General features: G+C 62.8%; 19 protein-coding genes. 8 read left to right on the plus strand and 11 right to left on the minus strand.

The genetic code is table 11. The features are described 5' to 3' along the window. The 3 genes from ABSG20_RS10215 to ABSG20_RS10225 form a co-directional block, all read left to right on the plus strand. Positions 1-223 (plus strand): hypothetical protein (locus tag ABSG20_RS10215; protein WP_423864381.1); only part of this gene is annotated, 223 nt, incomplete at its 5' end. 213 nt (positions 224-436) lie between these two features. After that, positions 437-1,381, plus strand: a complete 945-nt coding sequence (locus tag ABSG20_RS10220) for a DUF2189 domain-containing protein (RefSeq protein ID WP_423864382.1) — start codon at positions 437-439, stop codon at positions 1,379-1,381. Positions 1,382-1,599: 218 nt separating this feature from the next. Next, positions 1,600-2,415, plus strand: a complete 816-nt coding sequence (locus tag ABSG20_RS10225; protein ID WP_423864383.1) for a lytic murein transglycosylase — start codon at positions 1,600-1,602, stop codon at positions 2,413-2,415. A gap of 110 nt (positions 2,416-2,525) precedes the next feature. On the opposite strand, the gene ABSG20_RS10230 is transcribed toward ABSG20_RS10225, so the two are convergent. Continuing rightward, the gene (locus ABSG20_RS10230) at positions 2,526-2,975 is read right to left on the minus strand and encodes a hypothetical protein (RefSeq protein ID WP_423864384.1); all 450 of its coding nucleotides are present in this window, start codon (positions 2,973-2,975) and stop codon (positions 2,526-2,528) included. A gap of 715 nt (positions 2,976-3,690) precedes the next feature. Here ABSG20_RS10230 and ABSG20_RS10235 point away from each other — a divergent pair. The 3 genes from ABSG20_RS10235 (at position 3,691) to ABSG20_RS10245 (ending at position 6,475) form a co-directional block, all read left to right on the plus strand. Next, positions 3,691-3,843, plus strand: a complete 153-nt coding sequence (locus tag ABSG20_RS10235; protein ID WP_423864385.1) for a DUF1127 domain-containing protein — start codon at positions 3,691-3,693, stop codon at positions 3,841-3,843. An 87-nt stretch (positions 3,844-3,930) separates the two neighbouring features. Then, positions 3,931-5,364, plus strand: coding sequence for a methylenetetrahydrofolate--tRNA-(uracil(54)-C(5))-methyltransferase (FADH(2)-oxidizing) TrmFO (gene trmFO, locus ABSG20_RS10240; RefSeq protein WP_423864386.1), 1,434 nt, complete (start codon positions 3,931-3,933; stop codon positions 5,362-5,364). 7 nt (positions 5,365-5,371) lie between these two features. Continuing rightward, positions 5,372-6,475, plus strand: coding sequence for a serine/threonine protein kinase (locus ABSG20_RS10245; RefSeq protein ID WP_423864387.1), 1,104 nt, complete (start codon positions 5,372-5,374; stop codon positions 6,473-6,475). A 67-nt stretch (positions 6,476-6,542) separates the two neighbouring features. Here ABSG20_RS10245 and ABSG20_RS10250 read toward each other — a convergent pair whose 3' ends face one another. The 5 genes from ABSG20_RS10250 to yajC all read right to left on the minus strand — a co-directional run bounded on the left by ABSG20_RS10250 (position 6,543) and on the right by yajC (position 11,010). After that, positions 6,543-7,406 carry a phytoene/squalene synthase family protein gene (locus ABSG20_RS10250; RefSeq protein WP_423864388.1) on the minus strand — a complete coding sequence of 288 codons (864 nt, stop codon included), beginning with the start codon at positions 7,404-7,406 and terminating at the stop codon, positions 6,543-6,545. Further along, positions 7,403-7,786 carry an Mth938-like domain-containing protein gene (locus tag ABSG20_RS10255; protein ID WP_423864389.1) on the minus strand — a complete coding sequence of 128 codons (384 nt, stop codon included), beginning with the start codon at positions 7,784-7,786 and terminating at the stop codon, positions 7,403-7,405. Before ABSG20_RS10255 ends, ABSG20_RS10250 begins: the two co-directional genes overlap by 4 nt. A gap of 47 nt (positions 7,787-7,833) precedes the next feature. Next, a complete protein-coding gene (gene secF / locus ABSG20_RS10260; protein WP_423864390.1) occupies positions 7,834-8,838 on the minus strand; it encodes a protein translocase subunit SecF in 1,005 nt (334 codons plus the stop codon). Between the two features lie 146 nt (positions 8,839-8,984). Further along, complete coding sequence (gene secD, locus ABSG20_RS10265; protein ID WP_423864391.1) at positions 8,985-10,589, minus strand: protein translocase subunit SecD; 1,605 nt, start codon at positions 10,587-10,589, stop codon at positions 8,985-8,987. A gap of 55 nt (positions 10,590-10,644) precedes the next feature. Then, positions 10,645-11,010: a preprotein translocase subunit YajC gene (gene yajC / locus ABSG20_RS10270; RefSeq protein WP_423864392.1), complete on the minus strand. Its 366-nt coding sequence runs from the start codon at positions 11,008-11,010 to the stop codon at positions 10,645-10,647. Between the two features lie 180 nt (positions 11,011-11,190). Between yajC and ABSG20_RS10275 the strand changes: the two genes are divergently transcribed. After that, positions 11,191-12,156 (plus strand): ATP-binding protein, encoded by a 966-nt coding sequence (locus tag ABSG20_RS10275; protein ID WP_423864393.1) that lies wholly within the window; start codon positions 11,191-11,193, stop codon positions 12,154-12,156. Positions 12,157-12,320: 164 nt separating this feature from the next. Here ABSG20_RS10275 and ABSG20_RS10280 read toward each other — a convergent pair whose 3' ends face one another. Both ABSG20_RS10280 and ABSG20_RS10285 read right to left on the minus strand, forming a co-directional pair. Further along, on the minus strand, positions 12,321-13,646 hold the full coding sequence (locus ABSG20_RS10280; RefSeq protein ID WP_423864394.1) for a peptidoglycan DD-metalloendopeptidase family protein: 1,326 nt from the start codon (positions 13,644-13,646) through the stop codon (positions 12,321-12,323). A gap of 105 nt (positions 13,647-13,751) precedes the next feature. Next, positions 13,752-14,402: a protein-L-isoaspartate(D-aspartate) O-methyltransferase gene (locus ABSG20_RS10285; RefSeq protein ID WP_423864395.1), complete on the minus strand. Its 651-nt coding sequence runs from the start codon at positions 14,400-14,402 to the stop codon at positions 13,752-13,754. 256 nt (positions 14,403-14,658) lie between these two features. Between ABSG20_RS10285 and ABSG20_RS10290 the strand changes: the two genes are divergently transcribed. Then, positions 14,659-15,036, plus strand: a complete 378-nt coding sequence (locus ABSG20_RS10290) for a response regulator (protein WP_423864396.1) — start codon at positions 14,659-14,661, stop codon at positions 15,034-15,036. Positions 15,037-15,147: 111 nt separating this feature from the next. Here ABSG20_RS10290 and ABSG20_RS10295 read toward each other — a convergent pair whose 3' ends face one another. The 3 genes from ABSG20_RS10295 to ABSG20_RS10305 form a co-directional block, all read right to left on the minus strand. Continuing rightward, positions 15,148-17,064: an ethylbenzene dehydrogenase-related protein gene (locus tag ABSG20_RS10295; protein WP_423864397.1), complete on the minus strand. Its 1,917-nt coding sequence runs from the start codon at positions 17,062-17,064 to the stop codon at positions 15,148-15,150. A gap of 637 nt (positions 17,065-17,701) precedes the next feature. Then, complete coding sequence (surE, locus tag ABSG20_RS10300; protein WP_423864398.1) at positions 17,702-18,469, minus strand: 5'/3'-nucleotidase SurE; 768 nt, start codon at positions 18,467-18,469, stop codon at positions 17,702-17,704. A gap of 343 nt (positions 18,470-18,812) precedes the next feature. Beyond that, positions 18,813-19,203 (minus strand): helix-turn-helix domain-containing protein (locus ABSG20_RS10305; RefSeq protein ID WP_423864399.1); only part of this gene is annotated, 391 nt, incomplete at its 5' end.

The following is a 19,203-nucleotide window of genomic DNA, read 5'->3' on the forward strand; positions in this document are numbered from 1 at the left end:
CGGCCTTGGTGCCGAAGATCGCGTTCATGATTTTACCAAAAATGCTCATCGATTGCTCCCAATAGACTTGAAGAAGGAGTGGGGATCTGGAACGGCGTTTTTACCTTGTTCAGCAGCACCGCGCCCGATTGCCCAGCTCCGGACCACCGCGAACCGGCTGGCCATCGATGAGGGGCCTACAAACGCAAATGAACCTCGCGGGGGCGGAATGATGGCGGAATGACGGCTGGCGGTTTGCAGCGCGGCAAGCCGGTATTCACCGAAGCGTGAGCGACCGCCGCTGGGGATTGGGAGTACGCTTTGGGCGCAGCTCGCGGCAAGGCCAGTTTGGGTTTTCTGTCTTCTCGTCCGGCCGGGTCGTGACCGATTCCACAAACGGCCGTTTGCGCCCTCGAGCAGCGCGAAATCGGACCGCTGCGCAAGGGAGATAACGACCATGGCCACACCCTATCCCGGCAACGTCAATCCCGGCAATGTCAATCCCGGCAATGTCACCCCGCCGGCTCAGCCCGTGCAGGACACCGCGGCTGCGCCGATCATTCGAACCATCGGCCTGTCCGATTTGCGTGAGGCGCTGCGCCTCGGCTGGGAAGATTTCAAGGCCGTGCCAAGCCACGCCATCATCCTCTGCGTGATCTATCCGGTGCTCGGGCTGGCGCTGGCGCGTACCGTGCTGGGCTATTCGGTGCTGCCGCTGTTGTTTCCATTGGCTGCGGGCTTTGCCCTGCTCGGTCCCTTTGCAGCGCTTGGCCTCTATGAACTGAGCCGCCGTCGCGAACTCGGTGAAGAGCCATCGGCCTGGGACGCGCTCGACGTGCTGCGATCGCCATCGTTCGGCGCAATGCTCGGGCTGGGTACGTTGTTGCTGGCGCTATTCGTGTCCTGGGTGACCACCGCGCAGGCAATTTACGTGGCGGCGTTCGGCTACCAGGCCGCGGCGGGAATTCCCGATTTCGTCGGGCGCGTGCTGACGACACCACAGGGATGGTGGCTGATCATCGTCGGCTGCGGCGTTGGTTTCCTGTTCGCGCTGGCAGCGCTGTGCCTCAGCGTGGTTTCATTCCCGTTGATGCTCGACCGTCATGCCGGCGCCCTCGACGCCATGGTGACCTCGCTCAGGGCCGTGGCACAAAACCCGCTGCCAATGGCCGCGTGGGGATTGATCGTCGCACTGCTTCTGGTTGCGGGATCGCTGCCGCTATTCCTCGGCCTCACCGTCGTCATCCCGCTGCTAGGACACGCCACCTGGCATCTCTATCGCAAGGTGATCGCACCGGATCCCAATCCGCGGCCGCTGCCTCCCCGTCCGCGCCGCGAACGGCGTTCCGCAGTGGATTTCCCGGCCAACTTGTTTCCGTGGCGCCGCAAGGACGGCGCATAGGCCGCCGCCCGATAAGGCCATTGGCATCAAGCCCCGCCGGTTGAGTTTCAACCGGCGGTTTGGCTTTCGATGAACCCTGCGCGCGGGTTCGGCGCTGCAGTCCGAGTATGACGCGACAACCGCAAATAGCCATGTTTTGGCCGCGGTTGCGAATCACATAGGTGTCGTCGGAGTCGTCGGGAATTTCATTTCTATGCGCGTTTCGGAGCTATGATCCGATGAACTCTGTTGCTTTTTTCAAGGCCGTCGCGCTGTGCGCGGTGCTGGCGACACCTTCGGTTCCTGCCTTCGCCGCCTCCTGCGGCACCGGCAGCTTCGCGGGCTGGCTCGACGATTTCAAAACCGAGGCCGCCGCCAAGGGCATCTCGCAAGCCGCCATCGCATCCGGCTTGAGCGGCGTGACGCTGGATCAGGGAGTGCTCTCCCGGGATCGTTCGCAAGCGGTGTTCAATCAAAGCTTCGAGGAGTTTTCAGGCCGCATGGTGCCGCCCCGCCTCGCCCGCGGCGCCAACATGCTCAAGCAATATGGCTCGGTGCTCGGTCGCATCGAACAGGCCTACGGCGTGCCTGCCGAGGTATTGGTGGCGATCTGGGGGCTGGAGACGGATTTCGGCGTCAATAACGGTAGGTTTCCGACCATACGGTCGCTGGCTACGCTGGCTTACGATTGCCGGCGCGCGGAAACGTTCCGGGCCGAATTGATGGATGCGCTGCGCATCGTCGAGCGCGGCGATCTCGCAGCGTCGGAGATGCGCGGCGCCTGGGCAGGCGAGATCGGCCAGACCCAGTTCATGCCCTCGTCCTACCTCAAATATGCCGTCGATTTTGATGCCAACGGCCGCCGCGACCTATTGCACAGCGCGCCCGACGTGCTGGCATCGACCGCGAATTACCTCGCCGGCTATGGGTGGCAGCGTGGCAAGGACTGGGAACCCGGCAGCGCCAATTTCGCGGTGATCCAGCAATGGAACAAGAGCGAGGTTTACGCCCGCACCATCGCGTATTTCGCCAGCCAGCTCGCGCACGCCCCCTGAAAATTTGCTGCCGCCCGGAACCTCGGTTCCGATTGAATCGGATCCGAGGCTGCATTGCCTTGTTGTGACGCGAAGGGCCGATCGCGCGCGCAACCGACCCTGGCGCGGGCTTACTTGGTCATGCCGGAGTGCATCGCCTTGCCAAGGTGCATCGCACACGCGCCCATTTTGCCGTCGAGCATCGCCGTTTGCGCCATGGCCACCTCCTTCTGTGCCGTGATCTTGCCGTCACCGTCGGCCATGTTTTCGACCGCGGCTTCGGTTTTTTCCAGGTTTGCACCACTGCAACCAGCCATGCTCGCGGCCGATGCCGGCAACATTGATGACGATATGATGGCAGCCATGGCGGCTGCTCCCAGTAACTTTTTGATCATGTTACTTTCCACTTCCGTTTCAAAACAGATCGGCGCTATTGCCGCAATCTGCGAGGACAGTTTTTCGCCATAGTCGGAAAATTTGGGAATGAATTTCGCGCGAGAAAAATGTGATGCGCGCGGGGCGCAAGGACTTATGCGTATTGGCGCATTTTCATTACGGACTGGTAAGGTTGGCCAGCACATGCCAGCCATCGCGCGCGGCGCGCCGCCAGTTTGAGTTCGAAGGTCGCCTGCCCCGATCTCGGTGCCGCCCCGGGCCGGATGTCATCTTCTTCTTCCGGTCGTGATGTTTGAAGTGTTCGTCCCATCCGATCGAAGACCCGGCCAGCCCAGCCGATCGGCCGGGAGCTTGCGGACACGGGCTGGTCCGGCCAGAGATACGGGCTCCATTCGTGGCCGACTCTGGCTCCCCACGACGAAGCCAACCTAAGACTCCACTTCCGCGTGCTGCTATCCGCAGCCCGCAGCGCTTGCGATCTCTCTTGGTTAGCGGACGCTGTTTTAAATAATGATTTAAAGTTCATAGTATAGAATAAACCATGCGAATCATGCATGGAAATCGGTCCTGAATCGGATCGACGGAGCGTTACCGAAACGGTTTCTGGCCGCTGCCAGTTCTCCGGGCAAGCTGTTGAAACGCCCGCCTATTTGCGCTGCAATATGGAGCATTGCCTTACTCCTTCGAGATATTTGCGGTTGCTCCGGCGCCGCTCCGCCGCTCCTCGCGAGCGCGACCCAAGCTATGCTGAAAGGTTAATCGTTTCTTACGTTAGCCATGCATTCAACGCTTAGCTGCACCGCACCATTTGTAGTTCCGAACCGCGAGGTTCTAGCCTATGTTCACTTCAACGGTGACGCTCACCCTAAGAGCTGAATCCGGAATACAAGGAGACTAACCATGTTGCTTTCGATCATCCGCATGATCCAGGCGTTTCGGGACTATCAGCGCAATGTTGCCGAGTTGTCCCAGCTCAGTGATCGCGAACTGGCAGATATCGGCCTTGACCGGTCGGATATCCCGCGCGTTGCAGCCGGAACTTATAACGCCTGATCTACCTTCGGCTTGACTGACGAATGGGTAACGCCCGCCTGGACGCGGGCGTTGTCGTATCCAGCGCTACGCGCTACCTCTGTGCCTATGACAGGCACCAGATCCCTCTCTCAGCCCGTACATATTATCGGCGCCGGCCTGGCCGGTTCGGAAGCCGCCTGGCAGGTCGCAAGGTCAGGCGTAGGCGTCGTTTTGCATGAAATGCGCCCCGGGCGGATGACGGAGGCCCATCGCACCGACGGACTCGCCGAACTCGTGTGCTCCAATTCCTTTCGTTCGGATGACGCCGCCAACAATGCCGTCGGTTTGCTGCACGCCGAAATGCGCCGGCTGGGTTCGCTGATCATGCGCGCCGCCGACGCCAACCAGGTTCCCGCCGGCGGCGCCTTGGCGGTCGACCGCGATGGATTTTCCTCAGCCGTCACCGCGGCGCTGCAAGGTCATCCCCTGATCGAGATCGAGCGCGGCGAAATCGACTGCCTGCCGCCTGCGGACTGGCACAACGTCATCATCGCGACCGGACCTTTGACTTCAGCAACCCTCGCCGATTCGATCCGCGCACTGACGGACGAGAACGCGCTTGCCTTTTTCGATGCCATCGCCCCGATCGTGCACCGGGATTCCATCGATATGTCCCGGGCATGGTTTCAGTCGCGCTACGACAAAATGGGTCCCGGCGGCAACGGCGCCGACTACATCAATTGCCCGCTCAACAAAGACCAATACGACGTCTTCGTCGACGCCCTGTTGGCCGGCGAGAAGACTGATTTCAAGGATTGGGAAATCAATACACCCTATTTCGATGGCTGTTTGCCGATCGAGGTGATGGCTGAGCGCGGCCGCGAGACACTGCGCCACGGGCCGATGAAGCCCGTCGGGCTCACCAATCCGCATTATCCGGCGGTGAAGGCCTACGCCATCGTACAACTGCGCCAGGACAACAAGCTCGGCACGCTCTACAACATGGTCGGCTTCCAGACCAAGCTGAAGCACGGGGCGCAGCAACGCATCTTCCGCACCATACCCGGGCTCGAGAAGGCCGAATTCGCCAGGCTTGGCGGTCTGCATCGCAATACCTTCCTGAACTCGCCAAAACTTCTCGATGCGCAATTGCGGTTGCGCGCAGAGCCGCGGCTCCGCTTCGCCGGCCAAATGACCGGCTGCGAGGGTTACGTGGAGTCCGCTTCCATCGGACTGATTGCGGGCCTCTATGCCGCGGCCGAGGCACGCTCGATGCGGCTTCCGCCGCCGCCGCCGACCACGGCGCTGGGGTCGCTGCTCGGCCACATCACCGGTGGCCACATCGAGACCATCGATGCCGGTCCACCCTCTTTTCAGCCCATGAACATCAATTTTGGTCTGTTCCCGCCGCTCTTAAGCCCACCAACAAAAAAACCCGACGGCACGCGGCTGCGCGGCAATGAAAAAACCGTCGCCAGGAAACAGGCGATCAGCGCGCGGGCGCTGTCCGATCTCGAGCGCTGGATGGCCGACAGCCTGCCCATTGCGGCGGCGGCGTGAGCATTCGATGAGTTTGCCCAGTGATGATGCCGCGGTGCTGTCGGCACGGTGGACCGAAGGCGTGCTGCTCAAGCGCGACGTGTTTTCCACCGTCGAGCGCGGCCGCTTTCGAAGGCCCGAGGGCGAGATCGATGCGGTGCTGCGCCGGCTCGATCAGGTGCCGTGGTGGTCCTTTCTGCCGGCGCGCCATCTGTTCGCGCGCGAGCGGACTGCGCTGGCAAAAGCGCGCGGCCTGCAGGTCGGGCCCGAACTCTTGTGGGCCGGCCGCCAAGCGCTGGTGCGCGGTTTTATCAATGGCGTGGCCTTGCATCTGGCAAAACCGACCGGCGATATCGCCTATTTCCGGTCCGCCAAGCAGGCGCTGCGCAGGCTGCACCGCGCCGGCATCTGCCATAATGATCTCGCCAAGGAGCAGAACTGGCTGCGCGGCACCGATGGCCGGGCCTATCTCACCGATTTTCAGCTCGCCGCCTGCTTCAAGACGCGCGGCCGGCTGTTCCGCATCGCCGCCTACGAAGACCTCAGGCATCTTCTGAAACACAAGCGCAGCTACGCACCGGAAGCGCTGACGCCCCGGGAGCGCAAGATTCTGGCGCGTAAATCCTTTGTCGCCAGCATCTGGCTGCAGACCGGCAAGCGAGTCTATCGCGGCATCACCCGCGGCCTGTTCAATTTCACCGATCGCGAAGGTGGCGGCCGGCGGCTGGTCAATGATGCGCCGGTACTGACCGATCTGATCCGGAGAAATCCCGCCGTCCGCGATGCCGCGATCGTCGCGTTCGCCGACCGGCGCTCTGGCGTCGGGCTCTACGCCTTCGTCGAGGCCGACCAGGCCGCGCTTGAGACGCAATTGCGCGGCGAGCTCGCAGCTGCGAAGGGGCTGCGGCCGCCCGAACATATCCAGGTGGTGCGGGCCTTGCCGCGCGACAGCGCCGGAAAAATTCGTGCCGAGGTGCTGCAGTTGGTCGCGATGAACCAGCTCGACCTGATCGAGCCCATGATGAGGAGCGAGGCCGACCGCGCGTTTCTGAAGAACATTCTGGAATCCCGCAAGAATTTGCGCGACCGGTTTAATTTCGAAGCGGCCGATCTGGCGCCGCCGTCAGCGTAAATTGCGAATTGCGCTGGGTATTGTCGTCACCCGCGCAAGCGGGCGACCCCGCATCACCGGCACGCCGTCATGCTTTATAACGCAGCGACCTCGATGCCCGCCACAATGTCCATAACGTCCGCAGCCTCGAACGCGCCCGAGGTATGAACAGGTCGCTGTCCGGGCGCGCCATCCACCTGAGCTCCCGCGCGACCACCGAAAGCGGCAGGAACACCGGCCTCACCTGCCGCGGCGCATTCGCGAGCAGCGTGAAGGCGGTCTTTAGATGCCCGCGCGCTTCGCCGATGAGCTGATCCAGCACCGCGCGCAGTTTCGGCGTCTCCCTGCCCGCGAATACTTCTTCCATGCCGCTGCCGTGGCTCTCCAGCAGTTGCAGGGGCACGAACAGCTGGCGGCGCGCGGCATCCACCGGAAAGGCGGCGATCACCTGCGCAAGGCCCAGCGCCAATCCGGCGTGGCTTGCGAGGTGTTCAATTGCCTCGGACTGCCATCCCGTGATCCCGGCACCGAGCGAGAACAGCGCCGATGAGGTATCGTCGATATAGCCCTCCAGCGCCGCCATGGTCGGCATCGGATCATTGTAGAGGTCGAACTGGTGCTCGTCGATCATGAGCGACAGCCGCTCGACCGGCAAACGCCAGTTGCGGATCGCCAACAGCAATTCGGCCGCAACCGGATGGCCGCCGACGCCGCCCTGTCCGGCGCCCGCCAGCATATCCGTCCACCACTGCAGACGTACCTCACCGGGCAGCGGCTGGGTGACCTGGTCCCGCACCCGGCAAATCTCGACATTGAAGGCATAGATCGAAAGCAGCGCGCGGCGCTGGTCGGCCGGGAAGAACAGCGTCGATGCGTAGCGGGCAAAATCGTGGGTGCGCACCAGATCGGCGCAGAACTGCGCGGACGGCCTGCCTGCCTCCGCGCCGCTCATGGCACCGCGATCAACGCCGCCGCGACGCGCCGCCGTTCGCCGATCATGATGTTGTAGGTGCGAATGGCCGGACCGGTCTGCATTGTATCCAGGACGATGTGGACTGCGCGTAATGCCGCGCGCAGCGGCGCTGGGGCCAGCCAGACGCCGCTGCCGGTGCCGATGATCAGCGTGTCGATGCCCCGCGCCGCCTCGAACACGCGCGCCAGCGCCACGCGGTCGATTTGCTCCGGGCTTTTGACCGGCCAGGCCCAGATGGCCTCCGGCAGGCACAAGAGCGAGCCGCGATGCGACATCCCCGCGAAAGCGAAGCCGCTATTGCCATAGGCCTCGATCGGGGCGGACCTCGGAAGATGCGGTGCGTCCGAGCGGTCCGCCATCGCTATCGTCCTTGGGGTGAGCGCATGACCTCTGGCGGGATCATGCGCTACTTCTTCTTCGGGGTGTCCGGCGTATCGGCCCGGTTGATGCCGACGCCGAGATAGATCAGGATCGGCGCCGCGATGAAGATCGAGGTGTAGGTGCCGACCAGCACCACGCCGAACATCATCACCGCGGTGAAGCTGTGGATGGCGTTGCCGCCGAACAACAAAAGCGCCAGCAGCGCCAGCGTCACCGTGACGTGGGTGATGATCGATCGCGACAGCGTCGAATTGATCGACTCGTTGAGCAATTCCGGCATCGGCATTTTCTTGTAACGCCGCAGCATTTCGCGAATCCGGTCATAGATCACGACCGTGTCGTTCAGCGAATAACCGAGTATGGTCAAAAGCGCCGCGATGCTGGTGAGGTCGAAATCGACCTGCGAGATCGACATGAAACCGATAGTCAGCACGATATCGTGGACGTTGGCGATCATGGCGCCGAGCGCGAACTGCCATTCGAACCGGAACCAGAGATAGATCAGGATCGAGAAGATCGCCAGCATCAGGCCGAGCATGCCATAGGCCAGCAACTCCCCGGAAACCCGTGGCCCCACCACCTCGACGCGGCGGTAGTCGACGGCATCGCCGAGCGCGCCGCGCACCTTCTGCACCGCCTCCTGCTGGGCGGCGTCGCCACCGGGCTGTTCGGCGACCCTGATCAAGACCTCGGCGGGACCGCCGAACTGCTGCAACTGCACTTCGCCAAGCCCGAGACCACTGAGGGTTGCGCGCATCGAGGCGATGTCGGCGGTGCCGGATTTGTCGCGCACTTCCAGCAGCGTGCCGCCCTTGAAATCAATGCCGAAGTTAAGCCCGTGGGTGAAGAACAGCGTGATCGCGAACATCGAGAGCAGCGCTGAAATCGGAAAACTGATGCGGCGAAACCGGGTGAAATCGAACCTCGTGTTGTCGGGCACGATGCGCAGCGGCGGCAGCAGATCGAGCGCGCTGACCACCGTCAGCACGGCAATCAGGATACCCAGGCCAATAAGAACCAAATGAGTCACCGCCGGCTCCGCATTCCCATGAATATGATCCGGCCATGCCGCGTCATATTCGTCGCTTGATCTTCTTGTCGGGGCACGATCTCTTCCGAAAACCGCCATCCACCCGTCGGGTCGGAGCCCGCGGGCAGGCCTTTCGTGATCACGCCCTAGATCGGCACGCTCTGCGGCCGCCGCCACCGGACCCAGCCCGCGACGATCAGGCGGGTAAGCTCAAAGGCGGTGAAAACCGTGGTCAGAATGCCGATGCCGAGCGTCACGGCGAAGCCGCGCACCGGACCGGTGCCGATATAGAACAGCACGGCGGCGGCGATGAAAGTGGTGATGTTGGAATCCAGGATCGTCGACAGCGCGCGCTTGAAACCGGCATCGATCGCGGAAATCGCGTTACGCCCGCCGCGCAGTTCCTCGCGGATGCGCTCGTAGATCAGCACGTTCGAGTCAACGGCGATGCCGACCGTCAGCACGATGCCGGCGATGCCGGGCAGCGTCAGCGTGGCGTTCAACAGCGACAGCAGGCCGAAAATCATCGCGACGTTCAGGGCGACCGCGATGTTGGCGAACACGCCGAACAGCCGGTAGGTCACCAGCATGAAAACGATCACCAGGATCGAGCCGACGTAAGCGGCGAGCTCACCTTTCTCGATCGAGTCCTGGCCGAGTCCCGGGCCGACGGTGCGTTCCTCGATCACGGTCAGTGGCGCAGGCAACGCGCCGGCGCGCAGCAGGATCGCCAGATCGTTGGCCTGCTGCACCGTGAAGCTTCCGGAAATCTGGCCGGAGCCGCCGGTGATCGGCTCGCGGATCACGGGGGCGGAAATCACCTCATTATCGAGCACGATGGCAAAGGGTTGCCCGACATTTTCCGAGGTCGCCTGCGCGAATTTGCGCGACCCGGCGGAGTTGAACTTGAAGCTGACGATCGGCTCGCCGGAGCGCGGGTCGAAGCCGGGCTGCGCGTCGATCAAGTCGCCGCCGGAAACCAGAACCTGCTTCTTGACCACATGAGGCATCTTCGGCGAGGTCGAACTCATCAGCACTTCGGAATCGGGCGGCACCTGCCCCTGCTGCAGGGCCTGATCTGGCGGCACGGTCGTGTCGACCATGCGGAATTCCATTTTGGCGGTCTTGCCCAACAGCTCCTTCAAGCGGGTCGGGTCCTGCAAGCCTGGCACCTGTACCAGAATCCGATCGGTGCCCTGGCGCTGGATCACCGGCTCAACGGTGCCGAGCTGATTGACGCGGCGCTCGACGATCTGAATCGATTGCTCGATGGTCTGGCGTATGCGCTCGGTGATGGCCGCCTGCGGCACTGTCAGGCGGATCAGGCCGCCGCCGGCGTCGCTGACCTCGAGGCTGCGCTGGCCGCTGGAGCCGAGCAAGCCACCGAGCGGCTGCGACAGCTCGCGCAGCTTTGTCAACGCCGCCTGCGCATCGGTATCCCTGCTGATACGCACCTCGACGCTATCGGGCTTGGAAACGAGACCCTGATAGCCGATCTTGGCCTCGCGCAATGTTCGCCGCACGTCGTCGCGGACCTGGTCGAGCTTGTCTTTCTTGACGTAGCCGGAATCGACCGCGAGCAGCAGGTAGGAGCCGCCCTGCAGATCGAGGCCGAGCACCAGCCGCCGCTGCGCCCATGCCGGCCAGCCCTTGACGGTGGCTTCGGGGAAGAAATTGGGGACCGCGCAAAGGCACACCAAGAGCGTCCCCAGGATGATCGCCAGCGCCCTCAACCGCGTGAAATACAACATCGAGTTGACCTGTCAGCATCCTTCGGAATTTTCGAGTACGCGGTGCGCAAAAACGCTAGCTCGCGGACGTCTCGTCCTTGGCGGTATCGGCCTTTTCCTTCGCCGGCTCACCCTTGGCGCGAACGCCCGAGATCATCTGCCGCATCTGCCGCACCCGCACCCCGTCGGAAATTTCGAATTCGATCTGGTCGTCATCGACCACCTTTGTCACCTTGCCGACGAGCCCGCCGGTGGTGACGACGGTGTCGCCGCGGCGAATATTCTTCACGAGTTCGGCGTGGTCCTTCACCTTCTTCTGCTGCGGCCTCAGAATCAGGAAATACATGATCACGAAGATCAGGGCGAACGGCAGAAGCGACATCAACATGCTGTTGGTATCGCCGCCGGCCGCGGCCTGGGCAAACGCAGGGGTAGTCAGCATTCGGATGATCCTCGTGAAACGGGATGAGACGGCAACGCATTGGCGTTGGGCCGGCGCAGGGCAAATTCGCGCGGACTATAGCGGCCGCGGTCCCAATTGCAACGCCGCCAGACCCCTCATTTGGGCCGCTTGCGGCGCCCTGTCAGGCCCGATATGGGTGCGTGGCCAGGAACCCCAGAGATGTCGAAAAAGCCCCGGAAAACAGCACCTCGCGGTCAGCCGAAATCGTCCGTAGCCGCGCCAAATCGCCCCGCGGCATCCCCCGGACATGCGACCGGGGAAAGGATCGCGCGCGCGCTCGAAAGCATCGCCTTGCAGCTGTCCGCCGCCGCGCCGACATCAGACAATGCCGATCAACTTGATGGCGCCGACGCCTTCGTCTGGCACCCGGATGGACGGCTGGCCCCGGTGCCGCGGGTCAGCCGCGTCGACCTCGATCTGCTCAAGGGCATCGACCGGATGCGCGACATCCTGATCGAGAATACCCTGCGTTTTGCCAATGGACTTCCTGCAAACAACGCCTTGCTGTGGGGCGCGCGCGGCATGGGCAAGTCGTCGCTGGTCAAGGCGGCGCATGCCAGCATCAATCTCAATCGCAAGCCGGCCGGGCGCCTGAAACTGATCGAGATCCATCGCGAGGATATCGAGAGCCTGCCGGCGCTGATGGCGCAGTTGCGGCGTTCGAATTTTCATTTCATCGTGTTCTGCGACGATCTGTCGTTCGACGGCAACGACGCCTCCTACAAATCGCTGAAGGCGGTTCTGGAAGGCGGCATCGAGGGCCGGCCCGACAATGTGATCCTGTACGCCACCTCCAACCGCAGGCACCTGTTGCCGCGCGACATGATGGAGAACGAACGCTCGACCGCGATCAACCCTGGCGAGGCGGTCGAGGAGAAGGTCTCGCTCTCGGACCGGTTCGGATTGTGGCTCGGCTTTCACCGCTGCAGCCAGGACGAATACCTCGCGATGGTGAAGGGTTATTGCGGCCATTTCGGCATCGAGATCGCGGCAACCGATCTGGAGCGCGATGCCCTGGAATGGTCGACTACGCGCGGCTCACGTTCGGGGCGGGTCGCCTGGCAGTTCACGCAGGAACTGGCGGGAAGGCTGGGTGTAAGGTTGAGCGGTAAGCAGCCGAACTGAGGCCGCGGCTCGCTTTAGCGCAACGACGCGCATAAACGGTCTTTACGATGACGCAACGGTTGCCACGCCGATCATCGCGGGTTCGAAGCAACTCGATTACGGTGAACGGATCTGAATTATCGGGATAACGCCGAACGACGGCCGATACCCCGCGCCGCTTCGCCTCACGCCCCGTTGAGGAATTGAAGCGGGTCAACCGGCTGGGATCCCCTGCGGATCTCGAAGTGGAGCTGCGGCGACGCCACCTCGCCCGACTGGCCGGATTTGGCAATGACCTGGCCGCGCTTGATGGTGTCGCCGCGCTTCACCAAGAGCTCACTCGCATGGGCATATGCGGTAACGTAGCCGTTGGCGTGCCGAACCAAAATCAGATTGCCATAACCCTTGAGCTCATTTCCGGAATAGGCGACCACGCCGTCTTCCGCCGCCTTCACGGGGGTGCCCTCGGGTACTGCCAGATTGATGCCGTCATTGGCCTTGCCGTTGGTCTTGGCGCCGTAACTCGTGATCACCTTGCCGCGTACCGGCCAGCGGAAGGTCGGCAACGCCGCGGTCGCATCGGCGGCCTTGACCGGCGTTTCGCCGACCCCCTCCACCGATGTCGTCGCCTGGACCAGCCGGGCACTCTGCTGGGTGCCGGCTGCCGCCGTCATTTTGCTGGCAGGCGGCGTCGACGCGGCGGCAGGTTGCGCGGCGGCGGAGGTCTTCGCGGCAGGCACGGTCAGCTTGGCGCCGAGCTTGAGTTTCGCCGTGGCATCGATGTTGTTGGCTTTTGCCAGTTCCGCCACCGACACGTGATTGCGACGCGCGATGCTCAGCAACGTGTCGCCGGGATTGACGACGTGAACGCTCGGCGCTGGCGCGGCAGCGACCACCTTGCTCGCCGGCGCCGCCAAAGCCGGCGCTGCCAACGGCAGGGCAGCCGATGTCGGGGCTGCAGCGACGGCAGTCGGTCGCGGAATGATCAATTGCTGGCCGGGCGACAAGGCGCGCGGCCCCTTGTAACCATTGGCCTGCAGGATCGCCGTGGGCGTTACATTGTAGTGGCGCGCCAGGCCGTCGAGCGTGTCGCTGGTGCCGACAATGATCGTGGTGCCGGCCTGCGCCGGGCCGTGGGTCGCGGCGACCGAACGCGGCGCGACGGTGCCTGTGGTCTCGATCGGATGCGCCGGTGGCGTATACGAAGCCAGCCCGCGTCCTCCGCCGGACACACCGGCACTGGCGCTTCGATAAGTCTGCGGCGGAGTGATCGACGGCGACAAGGCAGCCGCCTGGATCTGCGGTTGCGGCCGGGCATATTGCGGAAGTTCGCGGCTCTGGACCGCCGGCACCGAGCCCGTGGCTTCCGGCTGTGAAGCATAGGGATTGGAATTCTGCGAAAGCCGCGACGACATGTCGGCGCTGCAACCGGCAAAACCAATCGACATCAGCGCCAGCGCCACGACGTGGGGCGCGCGGGGCGAGCAAACCAACTCGACAATACCGGACATGCTTACTCACTGGTACGCAACAAATTACGATTTGAGTAAACACCTCCCCAGTAAACAATGGCTTAACCCTGCCAATAAGAGATCGGCGAGAGCCGGTCCGGATTTTTACAGCTCGCGGGCAATGCCCGGCAGCGCCGGCACGAAACGCACGTCCACCAGTTCCTTGTGCACCAAACCGGCATCCGTCCTGACGACTCGCACCAAGGTCTGGACGCCGTGCGGCGGCCCGACCGGCGCAATCAGGATGCCGCCGGGTTCGAGAAGCTGGGTAAAGCTTTCCGGAATCCGCTCCATGGCCGCGGTTACGATGATGCGGTCGAAACGGCCGGCGCTCGCCGGGACGTCGAAACCATCTCCCAGCATCACCTCGACATTGTCGCAACCGAGCCTCTCAAGCCGTGCCCGGGCGCTATCGGCCAGAGTGCGGTAGCGCTCGATCGTCAGCACCTGTCCGCAAAGCCGCGAAAGGATCGCGGCCTGGTAACCCGAGCCGGTTCCGATCTCGAGCACGCGGTGCTGCTTCTGCGGATGCAACTGTTCGGTCATATAGGCCACCACGAAGGGCTGGCTGATGGTTTGGCCACAGGCGATAGGAAGCGCGCTGTCGCGGTAGGCGTCGGCGCGATCGGCGGCCTCGACAAAGACCTCGCGCGGAATCTCGTCCATGGCACGCAACACCGCCTGATCACTGATCCCGCGCCGCCGCAGGGTGAGCTGAAACCTCATCTTTTCAGGCGGATTCTGGGCGTTGGGCATGTCAGTCGCGCGAGCTGCCTTTGCTGCACTCTAGCGTGCCGGGCCCGTTCGGGTAGAGGCCAAGGCTCCAAATGAGCGGAAAACTCCGGAAAATCGATGTTCCCCCGCGGGAACACCGCGTCGGCGGGGGCGTTAAGGAACCGGCAACCAATCAGTTCCTACGCCCCAACCGGACCGGGAACGCGGTCGCATTGACATTGCGCGGGCCAGCGCTATTTGCGATCCTAAATCTTGGACGGGCAAGGACATCATCATCATGACTGCAGCGCGGCGGCCGGGCGGCTTGGTGTTCCTCGTCGAGGACGAGGTAATGATCAGGATGATGGTCGCCGACATGCTGGAAGAACTCGGCTATCACGTCGCGGCCGAAGCCGGCGAAATCAACGAGGCCATCAGGCTCGTGCAATGCACCGAGTTCGACATCGCCATCCTCGACGTCAACGTCAACGGCAAGGTCATCACCCCGGTCGCCGAACTGATCAAGGCCCGCACGCGTCCGTTCATCTTCGCGACCGGCTACGGCTCGTCGGGACTGCCGGAGCAATACCGCGACCGCCCCGCGCTGCAAAAGCCCTTCCAGCTCGAAACCCTGGCGCGGGTGATGGACAGCACGCTCAGGGGCGCGACGGCTTAGTTCTCCGAGATCGAATGACGACGCCCGGCCATCGACAGGCCGATGCCTCGGCGACCGCCGGCCGGTCTCGAACCCCCGCTCGGCCTGCTTTTCAGCTCAGGGGAAACCCCATCATCGCTGTAACTCGAGCCGGATCGGGCGGATGTGACGGGTGTGGTAGATCTGGGAGTGGTCGAACACCACTACCCGCATATAGGTTCCGGTGGAGATCGGGACGTCGGGGGCATTGGCCGCCAGCTTGCGCGCCACTTCCAGCGTCCAGTGGCCGGCGGCCCAGCGCGCCATGCCCTTCACATCGGCGCGCTGACCGATGTCGTCGACCAGGATCAGCGATCCCGGAATGATGGTCCCGACCGGAATTTCGGCGTCGAGCTGGGCCGAATAGGGCTCGGATTCCGACATCATCATCCACCACCGCGCCTTTTCGGCATCGCTGTGGTCGGGATCGAGGTCGATCCGCCCGAGCGCGTCATAGGTCGCTTTCCAGTTCTTCGGCAGCCGCATGGGCCGAATGGCCACCTCATAGCCGCCGACCGGCTGGGGCTCGAAATTGTCGCTGTAGAGCTCCGCCGTGCGTGGATCCTGGATGAAGCCGCCGCGGTATGGCATCTGGCCGTCCGACTGGGCTTGTGAAGCTTCCACCGGGACGTCGAAATGGTTCTTGTCGACCCAACCGAGCAGGCCGCCGCTCGACGCCTTCCATTGCCAGACTTCGACGGCGAGGCCGGGCTCGGGCGTAAAATGCAGTCCGCGCTGCGACAATGTCGAAGGCTTGCCCTCGATCGGCGTCGGGCCGGCATGGTAGGTGCGGTCGCCGGGGATGACGATCGGCAATTTGGTAAACAGCGCGGAGAACTTGTCCTCGTAATAGGACCGCTCGTCGCCGAGATCATATCGATCATGCAGGACATGCCAGCCGTCGTTCTGCTTCACCAGCGGAAGATGTTTCAGCGAGCGGGTCGGATCATCCCACTTGAAACAGAAATAGGCCCATTCGCGATCATGAACCGCGCGGATTTCGACCGCCGCCTCGCCCTTGCCGTCATAATTGCCACCGAGTTCGGTGAACATCGTGAACGGCTTGACCGTTCGCCAGACCGCATCGGACATATCGCCGTCGATGATCGGACGATCGGCCTTGGCGATCCGCCGGATGAACATGGTGTCCTCCGAGGCGCGGTCGACGGTGATGGCGATGGCTATTCCCGCGGTCGCGGCGATCACCGCCACCACGAGTGGGCTGAGACGGAAAATCACCCGGCCGGTGGACTGGCCCTGCCGCTCGGCCTCGCCCTTTGCCGCGTTTTCTGAATCAAGCAGATCCGCCACCATTTCCATCGGATCGAACGGCTTCTGCGGCGGCCCGAGCCTGGTCGGCCTGACCACACGGAGCAGCTGATTGACGCCGCCAAGCGCAAAATGCGCCAGGATATGGGCTGCCGTATAACCAAGAATGATCCAGGTGCCCCACATGTGCATCTCGACCCAGATCGCGCGCCCGAAACCGAGCCAGAGCAGCGTGCCGGTCGCGATTTCCATGATCATGGTCACGAACAACACCCAGTACAGGATGATATTGATCGAACCCCACCGCACCTGTCTGCTGCGGTTCAGCAATCCCGACAGCCGGATCCGGTCAAGACGGATGCGCCGGATCAGGCCGCCCCGCCAGACATAGGCCGTGTAGGCGACCGACACGGCAACGAGGATCAGCGCGGCCGGAATATGCCAGGTCCATACGGTGTAAAGCGGAAGGATACTATCGAACGCAACCAGCCACGCATGCTCCGGCGAATCCATCGCGATCCGCAACCCGGTCCCGACCGACAGCGTCAACGTGATCACCAGGGTCCAATGCAGCAGGATGGTTCCGAAGTCGGTCTTACGTACGCGCTCTTTCGCTCGCCGAAACTTGGGTCGCGGCCTCGCCGGCCAGCGCCGCGATTCCTTGACAGGATGGACATCTCGACGCGGCGCCCGGCGCGTGCGCGTCTTGCTGCGGAAATGGTTAGGGATTTCAAAAGACATCGGCTGACCCTTGCGTCCTCACATCCGACGTTCGCCGATGCCGTTGCATCTGTTCGAGCGAACTTCGATTAAAGGGGCATTCTAGAACGATGAGGCTGGTGCGATTGGGTCAAAGACTGCCAGCGTGGTCCCGGCAGCGACGTGATCAGGAATGTGCGAACCGTCGAACCACGCGGTCGTGGGCATACGTTGGATGTCAGGCTGCGGAAGAAGGATCGGCACTGCATCACCCAGCAGAAATCCTTCAACCGCAGAGTATCGCTGCGTGTCGTCTCCCCCGATCCGCGCCATCGAGCCTCCATTGCCGTAACTCAGAAATCATCGACGTGCCGTGGGCCGACGCGGATAAGTGATGACTTCATCAACCAGTCTTGATTATTAAATTGCGATTGCGCGAATTTCTGGGTCGGAATCGGGCAATTCGCTGAATGCATGGCGGCAAGATCCCTTGCAAGGGACGGCGGGCACCGCGGCCTTGAGAGAAAATCGTCAAATTGATGATGCGCGTTGACCATTTGAGCAAGATCCAACGCAGCCGCTCGGACTGACCCTGCCTGATGCACGCGCGCGAGTTTGCTTTCGGCTGGCATCGCGCCATTGCTCGGCACAGAGGCCAACAATGGCGAAAGAGAACGCCCTACTTCAGCGTCGCCGTCAGTGCCTGCGAGAATTCGTCGTCGGTGCGGTCGAGCCGCAGCGGCGTCACTGACACATAACGTGCCGCCAAGGCGGCGAGATCGGTGCCCTCCTCCGGCACATCGACTTGCGCGAGGCGCTCGAACCCGATCCAGAAATACGGATTGCCGCGGCCGTCGCGGCGCTGGTCGACTTTCAGAAAGCCGAGATTGCGCTTGCCCTGCCGCGTCACACGCACGCCGGCGACATCATCCGGCGCGCAGGCCGGAAAGTTGACGTTGATCACGGTGTTTTTGGGCACGCCGGCGTCGATCACCTTGCGCAGGATCGGCGGCCCGAATTTCAGCGCGGTCTCCCAAAGCGGAGCGTGGCGGGTCTCCATGCTGAATTCCTGCGACAACGCGAACGATGGAATCCCCAAAATGGTGCCTTCCAGCGCGCCGGCGATGGTGCCGGAATAGACCACGTCTTCAGCAACGTTGCGGCCCTTGTTGACACCCGACAGCACGAGGTCCGGCATGGTTTCGCCGAGGATGTGGCGCGCTCCCATAATGACGCAATCGGTCGGCGTGCCGCGCACCGCAAAATGTCGCGGGCCGACTTCACGCAGCCGCAGCGGATCGTTCAGCGACAGCGAATGCGAGACGCCGGACTGATCAAGCTCCGGCGCCACCACCCAGACATCATCCGACAACGCCCGCGCGATCTCCTCGACGATCTTGAGGCCAGGGGCATGGATGCCGTCGTCATTGGTGCAAAGAATCCGCATCCGTTCAATGCCTTTCTCGATCGATTCCATGATCCCGATGTGCCGTCTTATCCGGCTATCGCGCTTGAGGCAAACGCGCTGAAGTCAGACGAAATGGCTGTCACGCCAGCATTTTGGGCCGGCCGCGCCGACGTCATCAAGCGAACGCGTTGCAATGCATTTTCAGAGATCGACGGCCGCGCATCCTTGGCCACGCAGACCGGCGCGTGCCCGGCTCAGGATGAGGTCTCGGACCTCAGGGTGAGGCGCGCGCCATGGACCGCAACGTTGAAGCACCGGTCTCAAACCCTGAAGCCACGGGATGCGCGATCATGACTTAAATCCAACCGCAAAAACGGTCCGGCTATTCGTCTTCGCTGATTTGAGGTTTCTCGCGCAGCACGGCGTCGAGCAGCGCTGGATAGACCTCGATCTTACCATTGTAGTCGATCAGCCCCCTCTTCCTGAACTTGTTCATGAAAAAGCTCACCCGGGATCGGGTGGTGCCGATCATTTCCGCCAGGGTTTCCTGGCTGAGGCTGATGGCGACCGGCGCCGCGCCGCCCTGCTTGCCGAAATTGGCGAGCAGCAAGAGCAGGCGCGCCAGCCGTCTTTCGCTGGAGTTGAACAACTGGTCGATCAGGTCGTCTTCGATCCGGCTGTTTCGCGACAGCAGATATTGGATGAAGAATGCCGAAAACTTTGGCTCCCTGCTGAGCGCCGCCAGCATGGCGGGCTTGGTGAGGGATGTAATC

The organism is Bradyrhizobium sp. (assembly GCF_049512235.1).
Taxonomy (GTDB): domain Bacteria; phylum Pseudomonadota; class Alphaproteobacteria; order Rhizobiales; family Xanthobacteraceae; genus Bradyrhizobium.